The 13,663-nt window shown below is 45.2% G+C and carries 9 protein-coding genes; 3 read left to right on the top strand and 6 right to left on the bottom strand.

The genetic code is table 11. The annotated features are described in order from the left end of the window. Nucleotides 1-77: 77 nt before the first annotated feature. The gene (locus tag A6D97_RS14490) at nt 78-1,457 is read right to left on the bottom strand and encodes a PhoH family protein (protein ID WP_017062953.1); all 1,380 of its coding nucleotides are present in this window, start codon (nt 1,455-1,457) and stop codon (nt 78-80) included. Nucleotides 1,458-1,923: 466 nt separating this feature from the next. Between A6D97_RS14490 and rapA the strand changes: the two genes are divergently transcribed. Further along, nucleotides 1,924-4,833, top strand: a complete 2,910-nt coding sequence (gene rapA, locus A6D97_RS14495; protein WP_017062952.1) for an RNA polymerase-associated protein RapA — start codon at nt 1,924-1,926, stop codon at nt 4,831-4,833. 92 nt (nt 4,834-4,925) lie between these two features. Here the strand turns inward: rapA and A6D97_RS14500 are convergent, their stop codons facing one another. Then, nucleotides 4,926-6,203: a divalent metal cation transporter gene (locus tag A6D97_RS14500; RefSeq protein ID WP_065584686.1), complete on the bottom strand. Its 1,278-nt coding sequence runs from the start codon at nt 6,201-6,203 to the stop codon at nt 4,926-4,928. 158 nt (nt 6,204-6,361) lie between these two features. Here A6D97_RS14500 and rluA point away from each other — a divergent pair, with 158 nt between their 5' ends. Beyond that, nucleotides 6,362-7,096 carry a bifunctional tRNA pseudouridine(32) synthase/23S rRNA pseudouridine(746) synthase RluA gene (gene rluA / locus A6D97_RS14505; protein WP_065584687.1) on the top strand — a complete coding sequence of 245 codons (735 nt, stop codon included), beginning with the start codon at nt 6,362-6,364 and terminating at the stop codon, nt 7,094-7,096. 36 nt (nt 7,097-7,132) lie between these two features. Then, nucleotides 7,133-8,095 carry a D-2-hydroxyacid dehydrogenase gene (locus A6D97_RS14510; RefSeq protein ID WP_065584688.1) on the top strand — a complete coding sequence of 321 codons (963 nt, stop codon included), beginning with the start codon at nt 7,133-7,135 and terminating at the stop codon, nt 8,093-8,095. Nucleotides 8,096-8,178: 83 nt separating this feature from the next. Here A6D97_RS14510 and A6D97_RS14515 read toward each other — a convergent pair whose 3' ends face one another. The 4 genes from A6D97_RS14515 to argR all read right to left on the bottom strand — a co-directional run bounded on the left by A6D97_RS14515 (nt 8,179) and on the right by argR (nt 13,337). Beyond that, nucleotides 8,179-8,616, bottom strand: coding sequence for a universal stress protein (locus tag A6D97_RS14515; RefSeq protein WP_004740830.1), 438 nt, complete (start codon nt 8,614-8,616; stop codon nt 8,179-8,181). 104 nt (nt 8,617-8,720) lie between these two features. After that, nucleotides 8,721-11,300: a TRAP transporter permease gene (locus A6D97_RS14520; protein WP_065584689.1), complete on the bottom strand. Its 2,580-nt coding sequence runs from the start codon at nt 11,298-11,300 to the stop codon at nt 8,721-8,723. Between the two features lie 255 nt (nt 11,301-11,555). Continuing rightward, a complete protein-coding gene (locus A6D97_RS14525) occupies nt 11,556-12,524 on the bottom strand; it encodes a TAXI family TRAP transporter solute-binding subunit (protein WP_017061374.1) in 969 nt (322 codons plus the stop codon). Nucleotides 12,525-12,866: 342 nt separating this feature from the next. Next, nucleotides 12,867-13,337: a transcriptional regulator ArgR gene (argR, locus tag A6D97_RS14530; protein WP_004740827.1), complete on the bottom strand. Its 471-nt coding sequence runs from the start codon at nt 13,335-13,337 to the stop codon at nt 12,867-12,869. Nucleotides 13,338-13,663: the final 326 nt, after the last annotated feature.

Consider the following 13,663-nt stretch of genomic DNA (forward strand, 5'->3'; position numbering starts at 1 on the left):
ATATTAAATTGAAAAGCGCCTCCAATGTGAGGCGCTTTTTGTTTTTAGATTACTGATTCAGTGAGCGTATAGAGTCACTACATGTTCTCTTCCGCAAACTCAGCTAGTCGGCTACGCACCACACCATTGAGGTGGATGTTGGCACTGCCTTCGAAGTTTTTAAAACGCTCAACCATGTAGGTTAAGCCTGAAGTCACAGGGGTTAGGTAAGAAGAATCTATCTGCGCTAAGTTACCTGAGCAGACGATCTTAGTACCTTCACCACAACGGGTGATGATGGTTTTTATCTGTGAAGCGGTGAGGTTCTGACACTCATCCAAAAGCACAAAGGCATTTTGAATCGAGCGGCCACGCATGAAGTTGATTGATTTGAACTGGATATTGGCTTTGTCACAGATGTACTTCATCGAGCCTTCTGTGCAGTGGTCGTTCTTGTGCAGCGCTTCCAGTGTATCGGTCACTGCGGCTAACCAAGGTAACATTTTCTCTTCCTCTGTACCCGGAAGGAAACCTATCGATTCACCAATATCAGGGGTGTTGCGGGTTACGATGATCTTATCGAACTGTTTGCGCTCAATGGTTTGTTCAAGTGCAGCAGCCATAGCAAGCAGTGTCTTACCACTACCTGCCGCGCCAGTGAGAATCACAAGATCAATATCAGGGTCGAGCAGCGCATCTATCGCCATGCCTTGATAAACGTTCTTTGGTGTGATGTCCCATGCCCTGCGATTCATCAGCCTTTCGCGGCTGAGGTCTCTTAGCGTAATGCTTTCCGGCTCAATCTCCTCGACTCGAGCGGCAAAATCACTCTCTTCGTCAATCACATATTGGTTGAGGAAGGTTGGCTCGAACGGCGCTCTTGCTAAGGTGTGCAGCGTCTTGCCGCCTAAACTTCTGCTCTCGACATTATCGATACCATCCCAAAATGAGCCTTCCAGTTGTTGGAAGCCTTTGGTGAGGTATTGGATATCATCAATCAGTTGGTCAGTTTGATAGTCTTCAACAAAACGTACACCGGCGCCTTTTGCTCGTAAACGCATATTGATGTCTTTGGTGATGAGAACCACTTCGCGTGGTGCGCGTTTATTTTGAAGATAGAGGACAGCGTTGAGGATTCGGTTATCGCCCGCCTTGTCATCGGCAAAGGCTTTGATGCTTTCTTGAAGTTCGTAGTCAGCGAGTATTGAAATACTGCCAGATGCATTTATGTCTTTAGAAAAAGGGATGCCTTCCGATATTTGGTCTGGTGTGGCTTCCCTGAACAGGTCTTCGAGCGTTCGAATCGCAATTCTCGCATCTCGAGCAACGTCTCTTTTACTGTCTTTGATTCTGTCGAGTTCTTCTAGCACTGTCATGGGGATAACGACATCGTGCTCTTGGAAAGAAAATATAGCGAAGGGTTCGTGAAGTAGGATATTGGTGTCTAAAACAAATAGCTTCCGGTTGGTCTCGCCCATAGCATCTCCTTGCCGACGTGCGGCTTGCCTTGCATTCATTGAACGTAGATAAAGCTCATATAAAGATTAGTATCTGATTCTGGTGATAGTCAACTACTCACCTAAACTTCATCTAGAGGAACAGCACCATATCGTTACGAGTGAATATGGTGTATTCGTTTGAGAGCAGCAATCTGCTACCTATAGATTAACCATGAATTTTTGACAGTTTGATTGCACTGGCGAAAACAGAAAAAAAGCATGAAATCATCTCCTTTAGGCGTGACCTAAATCACAGCATCGAGTAAGATTAGCGACCTTTTTCTGCACCATTTTCTCGAGATATTTATTATTGAGAGCGCACTTAAAAAGTGGCTGCAAACTAGACATTTTTGGCTATATTTTTAGTTCAGGAGCGATAATGTTCTTGTTTAAAACTGCAGTTAAGAAGACCAAATTCCAACTATAAGATTGAGGTAGTCGATTCATGACATTTGCTTTGGGGCAACGCTGGATAAGCGATACGGAGAGCGATTTAGGTTTAGGTACCGTTGTAGCAATGGATGCTCGCACAGTGACACTAATGTTTGCAGCGTCAGAAGAAAACCGTGTTTATGCACGTACTGATGCTCCCGTAACCCGAGTAACGTTTAATGTAGGCGATGTCATCGAATGCCAAGAAGGTTGGTCTCTGTCTGTCGAGGAAGTTATCGAAGACAAAGGTCTGCTGACTTACTTAGGTACTCGCGAAGATACCCAAGAAACAGAAGTCACTCTGCGTGAAATCTTCTTAAGCAACCAGATCCGCTTTAACAAGCCACAAGATAAGCTATACGCAGGTCAAATCGACCGTATGGATAACTTTGTGTTGCGTTACCGTGCGCTAAGCAACCAGTACCAACAACACAAGAGCCCGATGCGTGGCTTGTGTGGTATGCGTGCTGGCTTGATCCCTCACCAGTTATACATCGCTCATGAAGTGGGTCGTCGTCACGCTCCGCGCGTTTTACTGGCTGATGAAGTTGGCCTAGGCAAAACCATTGAAGCGGGCATGATCATCCACCAACAGGTGTTGTCTGGCCGTGCTGAACGTATTCTGATTGTGGTTCCTGAAACTCTACAACACCAATGGTTAGTAGAGATGATGCGCCGTTTCAACCTGCATTTTTCTATCTTCGATGAAGAGCGTTGTATTGAAGCGTTTGCTGAATCAGACAACCCGTTTGATACCCAGCAATACGTTCTGTGTTCTTTGGACTTCCTACGTAAGAGCCGTAAGCGCTACGAGCAAGCACTTGAAGGCGAGTGGGACTTGTTGGTTGTCGATGAAGCGCACCACCTTGAGTGGAGCCAAGACAAACCAAGCCGTGAATACCAAGTGGTTGAAGGCTTAGCGGAAAATACGTCTGGTGTGCTACTACTAACAGCAACGCCTGAACAGCTTGGTCGTGAGAGCCACTTTGCACGTCTGCGTCTGCTTGATCCTGATCGCTTCTACGATTACGAAGCATTCGTTGAAGAAGAAGACCAATACGCACCGGTTGCTGATGCAGTAACGGCTCTGTTCTCTGGAGTGAAGCTTGAAAACAGCGCGAAGAACCAGATTACGGAACTGCTTTCTGAGCAAGATGTTGAGCCTCTGTTCCGTGTGATTGAAGGTGATAGCAGCGAAGAAGAGCAAGCGTTAGCTCGCCAAGAACTGATTGATAACCTTATGGATCGCCATGGTACCGGCCGTGTTCTTTTCAGAAACACACGTGCTGCAATCAAAGGCTTCCCTAAGCGTAATGTAAACCTACTGCCGATGGAGATTCCAACGCAGTACACAACCTCAATGCGTGTATCTGGCATGATCGGTGGCAAAATGGCTCCCGAAGCTCGTGCAATGAAGATGCTGTATCCAGAAGAGATCTTCCAAGAGTTTGAAGGTGAAGATTCAAGCTGGTGGCAGTTCGACTCACGCGTTAACTGGTTGATTGAAAAGATCCAAGACAAGCGCAGCGAGAAAATCCTAGTGATCGCCTCTCGTGCAAGTACGGCTCTTCAATTAGAGCAAGCACTGCGTGAGCGTGAAGGTGTGCGTGCAACCGTATTTCACGAAGGCATGTCGATTCTAGAGCGTGATAAAGCTGCGGCTTACTTTGCTCAAGAAGAGGGCGGCGCTCAGGTTCTTATCTGTAGTGAAATCGGCTCTGAAGGTCGTAACTTCCAGTTCGCTAACCAACTTGTGATGTTCGATCTTCCATTCAACCCAGACTTGCTTGAGCAACGTATTGGCCGTTTGGACCGTATCGGTCAGCTGCGTGATATCGACATTCATGTTCCTTACCTAAAAGGCACATCACAGGCGATCCTTGCGCGTTGGTTCGATGAAGGTCTGAATGCATTTGCGGAAACTTGTCCAACGGGTCGCACGGTTTACGATAAGTACTCAGATGTTCTTATCGAGATGCTGGCTTCTGGTAACACTGAGCAACTTGATGAAGTGATTGAAGAGTCTGCCAAGCTAAATCAAAGCCTGAAATCAGATCTAGAAAAAGGCCGTGATCGCCTATTAGAAATGCACTCAAACGGCGGCGACAAAGCGCATGAAATTGCAGAGAAGATTGCCTCGACTGACGGCGACACTAACCTAGTAACGTTTGCACTAAGCCTGTTCGATACGATTGGCTTGAACCAAGACGACAAGGGTGAGAATGCTCTGGTTGTAACGCCGTCTGAGCACATGATGGTGCCAAGCTACCCAGGCTTACCATACGAAGGCGCAACCATCACGTTTGATCGTGATACTGCGCTTTCTCGTGAAGACATGAACTTCATTAGCTGGGAACACCCAATGATTCAGGGCGGTATCGATCTGCTACTGAGTGAAGGTGTTGGTGCATCAGCGGTATCACTACTGAAAAACAAAGCGCTGCCAGTGGGTACTATCCTGCTTGAGCTGGTTTACCTTGTGGATGCGCAAGCGCCGAAACGCAGCGGTATCAGCCAGTTCTTGCCTAAGACGCCAATTCGTTTGATGATGGATGGCCGTGGTAATGACTTATCAGCTCAGGTTGAGTTCGACAGCTTTAACCGTCAATTAAGCCCTGTAAACCGTCACCTAGCGAGCAAGCTAGTTAACTCGGTACAAGGTGAAATTCACAAGCTAATCGAAGCGGGTGAGACGCACGTACTTCCTAAAGTGGAAGAAGTGCGTGAACAAGCTCAACGAGATATGCAGACTAACCTGAACGGTGAATTAGAGCGTCTACAAGCGCTTAAAGCCGTGAATCCTAATATTCGTGATGAAGAGCTAGAGGTAATCGAAGCTCAAATCAATGAACTGACCGGTTACATCAGCAAAGCTCAGGTTCAGCTAGATTCATTACGCTTGATTGTGGTTTCTCACAACTAGTTTTGAATTAGCGAAATGCTTCAACGAAATAAGGCCTTCATTATGAAGGCCTTATTTGTATCTGTAGCTTAATTAACAATTCAAGTAGCTGGTTACATTAACCACTTCCACCAAACAAATACCGCTAGGAAACCAAATAGGTAAACAAGACCTGCTACAGACAACCATTTTAGTTTGCTGCCAATGGCTAGCGCTTCTGGAAGCTTAGCTTTGTTGACCAAGATGAAATTAAGCAGAGCGAAGAATGGCGTTGTTGCAAACGCGAGTACCATTGCGAAATCGAGCATAGGCATCAGTGCTGCGCTAAAGAACATCACAATCGCGAGTGCCGCGATAGAGACAATGATTATCCAGCCTTGCAGCATTCTTGGGCTTGAATCTTTTTTGAATAATAGACGTTGTGATTCAGCAAGCACGCGTGAGTAGCCATCGATAACGGTAATGGTGCTACCAAAGATACAGAAGAAAGCGATAAGAGCGATTAACGGGCGAGACCATTCACCAATTGTCGAAGCGTAGATGCCGACCAATTGATGAGTAAAGCCAACACCGGAGCGAGACAGTTCAACTCCCGAACCGTGAAGTACTAGCGCGCCTAACGCAACGAATACTAAAGCAAGCAGCGCCGTACCAATGTAGCCAACGTTAAAGTCGAACAGCGCTGATTGTGCGGTCACTTCCTGCTTCTCTTTTTGGCTTTTTAGCCACATAGAGGTGATGCTTGATATTTCGATAGGCGCAGGCATCCAACCCATGGTCACCACGATAAAACCAATAGCAGCCAATGACCAAGGCGACGGTGGAACAAAAGCAGCATCAGGTTCGACTGGAGAGCCGATAGCAATGGCGACTGCAGCTAAGGTTGTGATGGTTAAGATCGCCATGATCGCTTTAGATAGTGTATCTAGAGCACGATAATGGCCAGCAAACAGAATGATCAAACAGGTCGCTAAAACGATCATGCACAAGGTGCTAGTGGCTAAATCGAAAGGAACAAAGTAACTGAGTAGGCTTGCACTGAATAATAGCAGGGCAGCGGTATTCACGACCGCAGATATGGCACTCAAGATCGAAAAGATCACAAGGTATGGGCGGCCTAGGTTAGAGTAACCTTCCACCAAGCTTTGACCCGTTCCTAGCGTGTATTGGATGCCGGCTCTGAAGAATGGATATTTAAATACGTTAACGAGGATAATGAGAGCGGCAAGCTGCCAACCATAAATCGCACCCGCCTTGGTTGAGGCGACTAAGTGAGAACCACCTACAGCCGCTGCGGCCATCATAACGCCTGGGCCAAGAGACTTAATTAAACTTGATAGGGGAGCTGAGGTTGGTGTTTTTGTGTTGGTGGTTTTAACCGTACTGTCCATCGTTTTTCCTTTGATGCTGACTTCTTATTATCCGTTACCCTATCAATACCATGTTTTGTAAAGTCGTCAACTTTTATGTACGAAAATGTTGAAAGTTGTATTTATTTATAAACGAATTAACCGTAAATTATTTATTCACTAGCAATTAAGAGGCTTCAATGGCGTTAGAACAGTACACACCACCGCGTGAACCGTGGATTGATATTGTTTATCAAGATGACGATATTCTTGTGGTGAACAAGCCTGCAGGCCTGCTTTCTGTTCCGGGTAGGTTACCTGAGCATTACGACAGCATGTGGAGTCGGTTAGTTGTCGAATTTCCAGAGATTCAAGTCGTTCATCGATTGGACATGTCGACCTCAGGCTTGATGCTGCTCGCTAAACACAAACAAGCTGAGCGTCATTTGAAGAAGCAATTTCAATATCGACTGACACACAAACTCTATTACGCCCGAGTATGGGGTTCAGTAGAAGAAGCAGAAGGTTTGATTGACCTCCCTCTTATTTGCGATTGGCCAAACCGGCCGAAGCAAAAAGTGTGTTTCGAGGATGGTAAATCATCACAGACTCGTTATGTGGTAGAACAGCAAGAACTCCAAACGACTTTACTTAAGTTACTGCCAATTACCGGGCGTTCTCACCAATTGAGAGTGCATTGCATGGAAATAGGCGCACCGATTGTGGGCGATGAGTTTTACGCAACATCAGAAGCATTTGAATACAGTGATAGGTTGGCTTTGCATGCGTGTGAGCTGAGCTTTTATCATCCAGCGAATAATCAATTGTTTAAAGCCTTTGTTTCCTGTGACTTTTATCCTCAAGCATCCCCACAAATCGAACAGCACTTTGAAATTGCGCTTGAGCTTCCAGACTACAGTAAGCTAAAAGCTTAGAATGGACTGATTCATAGATCTAACCAAGGAAGAAGAATGCCAACGCTGAATGTTGTGTTTCTCGATAGAGCGACTATCCCATCTCAAATTCATTTAAAGCCTCTGAGCTTTGAGCATGAATGGGTAGAGTATGATTTCACAGCTCCTGAGCAAGTATCAGAGCGAGTTGAAGAAGCTGATGTGGTGATCACTAACAAGGTAGTGCTCAATGAGTCGAATCTCGCTGGTGCGAAAAAACTCAAGTTGATCGCGGTTTCAGCGACCGGTGTCAATAATGTCGATGTGGAATACTGCAAATCTAAAAACATTGCAGTGACAAACGTGCAAGGCTATGCGATTCAATCGGTTCCTGAACATGTCATCGCAATGCTGTTTGCACTTAAACGAAACCTTGTTGGTTATCATAAAGACATTGAGGCGGGCGAGTGGCAAAAGGACAAGCAGTTCTGCTTCTTTACTCATCCGATTCAAGATGTGGCTGGCAGCACACTGGGGTTGATGGGGAGTGGCAGCTTAGGTCAAGCCACCGCAATGTTAGCCAAAGCGATTGGTATGAAGGTGATGTTTGCCGAGCGAAAAGGAGCAGAGTCTTGTCGAGAAGGGTATCTACCTTTTGATACGGTATTGAAGCAAGCGGATGCGATCAGTCTACATTGCCCATTGACTGATGCGACCCAAAATCTGATTTCAGAGCGAGAGCTCACAATGATGAAATCGAGCGCGGTATTAATTAATGCCGGGCGCGGAGGTCTAGTAGATGAACAAGCCCTAGTTGAGGCTTTGAAAAAACATGAGATTGCAGGCGCAGGTATGGATGTGTTTACACAAGAGCCAGCCGACAACTCAAATCCACTATTGGCTAATAGCCACTTACCGAACTTATTACTCACTCCACATGTGGCGTGGGGCAGCGACAGCTCGATTCAAAAACTGTCTGATATCTTAATGGATAATATTGAAGGCTTTATTGCGGGTCGCCCGCAAAACATAGTGAATTGACTCTAAAGCTATGTAGCATGAATTAAAACAAAAAAGGTTGGCCTGTAGGCCAACCTTTTTAGATTGTGTGTCGATTAAATGACTTAACCTTGCGGTTTAACCACCAATACATTGATTGGTGAGTTCTGTACTACTTTGCTTGCAACCGAGCCAAGTACCACTTTGTCGATTTTTGAACGCTTATGGCTAGGCATCACGATAAGGTCGGCGCCAAGCTTTTCTGCGTAATCAAGAATCGTCGCGTAGGTTTTACCCTCAGCAACATGAACTTTGTAAACCACTTCATCGTCGATGTGTTTGTCGGCAAACTCTTTCAGCTGATTTTTAACATCAAGCTTCATTTGGTTCGCTGCATCTTTCGGGAAGTAAGACGCCACCATCGACATGTGAATGCCTGGTAGTACGTTCAGAATGTGGATTTCAGCATTGCTGTGTTTTGCGTGCCATACCGCCAGTTCGACTGCCTTATCAGAAAAGCCTTTGTCATTAAGATCAACAGGAACAAGGATTTGTTTATACATGTATTCGTCTCTTTTTAATCAGCGCTAAGCTTTCACTTAGCACTGTAATTATCCTTTCCATGTAATAAAGCCAAATAGCGCTAAGCACTACTCAGCCTTATCCATTACGCGCTAATCTCATCCTTACGAGCACGTCTTCTTTGGTTCATCGCTAAACCAATCAAAATGATCAGAGCTGGTAAGAATACCCACTCTTTCATTGGTCGATCTGCATCTTGGATAACGGATTTGATTTCCCAATCGAAATCAATACCAGCCGCTTCTGCTGGGCTACCGAACTCAACCATATCAACAATCATCTTGCCTTCTGATTCAGTCAGCATTAGACCCATAGAGGCAATACGATCTTCACTTGAGGTCGCAGAATCTTCAAACGGCAGGCGAACTGTCTTTTCAGAATAGTCACCTTCTAAGTTTTCGCCACCCACTCTAAGTTCAAGTGATTGTCCCACATCCAGCTTTTCCGTGATTTGAGCAATCTCAACTCCAGGTGAAAGAACTTTCTCTGGGTAAATCATGTCCCACCAGAAGCCAGGGCGGAAGAAAGTGAAGGTTAATGCAATAAGCAGCACCGTTTCCCACCACTTGTTCTTGGTGAACCACCAACCTTGTGTTGCAGCTGCGAAGATAAGTACCGCAGTCACAGATGAGAAAATCGTTAGTGCTAAGTGCCACCAAGAATCAATGCCCATCAGTAGTAGTTGAGTATTGAAGATGAACATGAAAGGTAGAATTGCGGTACGGATATCATAGGTGAAGCCTTGGATACCAGTACGAATCGGATCTGATTTCGCAATTGCCGCTGCTGCAAACGCCGCGAGACCTACCGGAGGTGTATCATCCGCAAGAATACCGAAGTAGAACACGAATAAGTGAACCGCAATCAATGGAATGATCAAGCCGTGCGCAGCGCCTAGGGTCACGATTACCGGAGCCATCAGCGTTGATACAACGATGTAGTTCGCCGTTGTTGGCAAGCCCATACCTAAGATCAAGCTGATTACTGCAGTGAATAGCAACATAAGAATGATGCTACCGCCTGAGATAAACTCAACGAAGTCCGTCATTACTAGACCGATACCCGTTAGAGTCACCACGCCTACAACCGTACCTGCAGCCGCTGTCGCGACACCGATACCAATCATGTTACGTGCGCCTGAAACCAAGCTCTCTGCGAGATCAACGAAGCCAGCTTTAGTTTGCTCTGCAAGATCGTCTGATTTGTTCATCAGAGTCATTAACGGACGCTGAGTGATCAGAATGAAGATCATGAACACGGTCGCCCAGAATGCCGACAGACCTGGAGAGAAACGTTCAACTGTTAAACACCAAACAAGCACCACGATAGGCAATAGGAAGTGCAGGCCAGACTTAATTGTTGGACCTGGATCCGGAACTTCTTTGAGATCCGCATCGATTTCCATGCCGCCTTCAGATGCGTATTTTGCTGATACACGAACCAGAGCGACATAAGCGACTAATAGAGCCACCGTTACGATTGGTGTTGCAGCATCGCCAAAGACATCTTTCGTCCAACCGACACCGTAGTAAACCGCAGCACTGATAACACATAGACCTAAAATGGTTCCAGTGAAAGAGAGTAGGCTTTGTACGATAGTTGGTGTGTGGCGACGAGGTAGGCCAGTCATACCTGCTTTACATGCTTCTAGGTGAACAATGTAAATCAGAGCAATATAAGAGATCAGAGCTGGAAGTAGCGCCGCCTTGATTACTTCTACATACGAGATGCCCACATATTCAACCATCAGGAATGCCGCAGCACCCATGATAGGTGGCGTTAGCTGACCGTTGGTTGAAGCTGCTACTTCTACTGCACCAGCTTTTGTGCCCGGGAAACCAACACGCTTCATTAGCGGGATAGTAAAGGTACCTGTGGTAACAACGTTTGCAATCGAAGAGCCTGATACCAGACCAGATAAACCAGACGCTACAACGGCTGCTTTCGCTGGGCCGCCCTTCATGTGACCAAGCAGAGAGAATGCAACTTTGATGAAGTAAGCACCAGCACCAGCACGTTCTAGCATTGCACCAAACAGTACAAACAAGAATACGAATGACGTTGATACGCCAAGAGCTACACCGAATACACCTTCTGTTGTTAGCCACAGGTGCGACATTGCCTTGTTCAGGCTCGCACCTTTGTGGGCAATAACGTCTGGCATGTGAGGGCCACCAAAGGTGTAAAGTAGGAATACTGCCGCCACAACCATAAGAGGTGGACCTAAAGCGCGTCGTGTTGCTTCAAGCAGTAGAACCATACCGAATACGGCCGCAACAATATCGAATGTTGTTGGTGCACCCGATCGCTCAGCGAGTTCAGTATAGAAAATATAGATATAAGAAGCTGAAAAACTACCTACTAGCGCCAATATCCAGTCGACTGCAGGAATGCGATCCCGAGGCGAATTCTTCATGGCTGGATAAGCGGTAAAGGCTAGGAAAATAGCAAACGTAAGGTGAATTGCTCGAGCTTCAGTGTCGTTTAAAATTGCGAAGTTAAAAATGAACGGCAGCGGAGATGCATACCAAAGTTGGAACAGTGACCAACATAGAGGCACAAACCATAAAATACGGCCTTGGATACCACGAGGGCTACGCGCACCAGTATCTGATTGTGCCACCATTTCTTGCACATCTGGAGACGGTGATGTTGTCTGCGTCATGTACTTTATCCTTATTATTGATGGTCTGCCTTTTCTTACGAACAACCAAACGTTATTTATTTCCTATCTAGTGTAGTGAATGGATAGGGAAATGCGTTTTTTGTTCGTCTTTGTCTTAGGCTTGATACGAAGGTAAGTCCTCCAAATTGGAGAAACTTAAAGGGCTGTTCTTTTCACTTAAATTATTTTTATAAAACGTGAAAAGCCAATAAGGAGGGCTAGCCTCCTTATTGGTGTAGTAGGCTTAAAGTAGAGTTACTTTAGAAGGCCCACTTCTTTGTAGTATTTTGCTGCGCCTGGGTGAAGAGGGATAGAGATACCCGCTTTAACCATGTCTTCTTTTTTCAGGTTAGCAAATGCTGGGTGTAGGCGTTTGAAAGTGTCAAAGTTTTCAAATACTGCCTTAGCAACGTTGTATGCAACTTCTTCAGAAACGTCTGAAGTTGTTACCATAGTAGCTGCAACACCGAAGCTGTTTACGTCAGCGTCAGTACCACGGTACATACCAGCAGGAACTGTGCTGTAAGCGTAGTATGGGTTTTCAGCTACGATCTTGTCGATCTGTGGACCTGTTGCTGAAACCAGTTTTGCATCACAAGACGTTGTTGCTTCTTTGATTGATCCGTTCGGGTGACCAACCATGTAGATGAATGCATCAATCTTGTTATCACAAAGTGCTTGTGAACGCTCAGAACCTTTAAGTTCAGAAGCAAGCTTGAAGCTGTCGTTAGTCCAGCCCATAGCGTCCATTACAACACCCATCGTTGCACGGTCACCAGAACCTGGGTTACCAATGTTTACACGCTTACCTGCTAGGTCAGACACATTGTTGATGCCAGCATCAGTACGAGCGATGATGTTGAACGGTTCTGTATGTAGAGAGAACATCGCGCGAAGTTTCTTGTATTCGCCCTGATCTTTGAACTTACTTGTACCGTTGTAGCCGTGGTATTGCCAGTCCGATTGAACAACACCGAAATCTAGTTCACCAGCACGGATGGTGTTAACGTTGTAGATTGAACCACCAGTAGACTCTACAGAACAACGAATGTTGTGGTCTTTGCGGCCCTTGTTCACTAGCTTACAAATCGCACCACCAGTTGGGTAGTAAACACCCGTAACTGAACCAGTACCAATCGTGATGAACTCTTGAGCGTTAACAGCGCCAGCGCCCATTACAGCAGCTGCAATAGCACCAACTTTAATAAGTTTGGTAAATGCCATGAATTTCCCTTCCTTTATTCATTATTAACCCTGAAACAAGTGTAGTTGCTTCAGGAGTTTCCTATTTGGAAACGGCACCTTTTTCAATCCATGTGATGAAAAAGTGGCTGAATAATATCAAAAATTGGCAGAAAATTACTCGAATGTTAAAAGATATAGCTAAAAAATCTAACAAATGATATCTGGATCTCGTGTTTGATTTGCTACTGAGTTTTTTAAAATCAATGGTTTAGTGTGATTTTGGAAGAGAGGTATGGATATTCTAGGATGTGATTTGGATCACGAAGCGAATAGATGCTCGTGATCCATTAATAAGGCTGATAGTTATGAAACAGCGATCAATTATCCAGCGTATTCAAACAGTTCGCACACTGAATCAAACAGTTGCTTAGTGGTAACCGATAACGTTGGAGTAATGAAGATAGTGTCATCACCCGCGACTACACCCAGTATACCTTCCGACTTACCTAATGAGTCTAATAAACGAGCAATCAGCTGCGCCGCACCAGGACCTGTGTGTATCACCACCAATGCATTGTTGTGGTCAATATCTAGTACTAATTCTCGTAAAGAGCTAGAAACGGTCGGAACACCTAGCTCAGCAGGAAGACAGTAAACCATCTCCATTTTTGCGTTACGAGTTCGAACGGCACCAAACTTGGTTAACATACGCGAGACTTTAGACTGGTTGATGCTTTCAAAACCTTCGTGTTTTAGGGCATCCACAATTTCGCCTTGTGAGCCAAAACGTTCTTCTTTTAGTAAGGCTTTAAATGCACGAACTAAGTTGTCTTGCTTTTCTGTATTGCGCATATGTCATTCTTATTCATTAACAAAGATGTTTGCATATTCTCGCATACATATTCAATTTTAGCCAAAACATCCCTGTAATTTGTTAGTCATATCACTGTAAATATTTAATGGAATAATGTGTTATTTGCGACGACTTATTTTGTTATTTCAGTCGATTATCGCCATAATGCGAACTTGCTGTGTAGCACGGTTTTATTGACTTGCGCGAAGTCGCAAAGCTAGCGTTAATTGATTGTAATCACTTTGTGATTAATATAGTTTTTTAACTTAGATTTAGCTCAAGAATTACCCTACAAAGAATCTATAAGAGAAAGCTCTCAAGGAGA

Origin of the sequence: Vibrio sp. ZF57, assembly GCF_001691235.1 — a bacterium.
GTDB lineage: Bacteria > Pseudomonadota > Gammaproteobacteria > Enterobacterales > Vibrionaceae > Vibrio > Vibrio crassostreae_C.

Coding starts and splice junctions, on each gene's coding strand:
- A6D97_RS14490 (WP_017062953.1), bottom strand. CDS start 1,457: ATGGGCGAGACCAACCGGAAGCTATTTGTTTTAGACACCAATATCCTA.
- rapA (WP_017062952.1), top strand. CDS start 1,924: ATGACATTTGCTTTGGGGCAACGCTGGATAAGCGATACGGAGAGCGAT.
- A6D97_RS14500 (WP_065584686.1), bottom strand. CDS start 6,203: ATGGACAGTACGGTTAAAACCACCAACACAAAAACACCAACCTCAGCT.
- rluA (WP_065584687.1), top strand. CDS start 6,362: ATGGCGTTAGAACAGTACACACCACCGCGTGAACCGTGGATTGATATT.
- A6D97_RS14510 (WP_065584688.1), top strand. CDS start 7,133: ATGCCAACGCTGAATGTTGTGTTTCTCGATAGAGCGACTATCCCATCT.
- A6D97_RS14515 (WP_004740830.1), bottom strand. CDS start 8,616: ATGTATAAACAAATCCTTGTTCCTGTTGATCTTAATGACAAAGGCTTT.
- A6D97_RS14520 (WP_065584689.1), bottom strand. CDS start 11,300: ATGACGCAGACAACATCACCGTCTCCAGATGTGCAAGAAATGGTGGCA.
- A6D97_RS14525 (WP_017061374.1), bottom strand. CDS start 12,524: ATGGCATTTACCAAACTTATTAAAGTTGGTGCTATTGCAGCTGCTGTA.
- argR (WP_004740827.1), bottom strand. CDS start 13,337: ATGCGCAATACAGAAAAGCAAGACAACTTAGTTCGTGCATTTAAAGCC.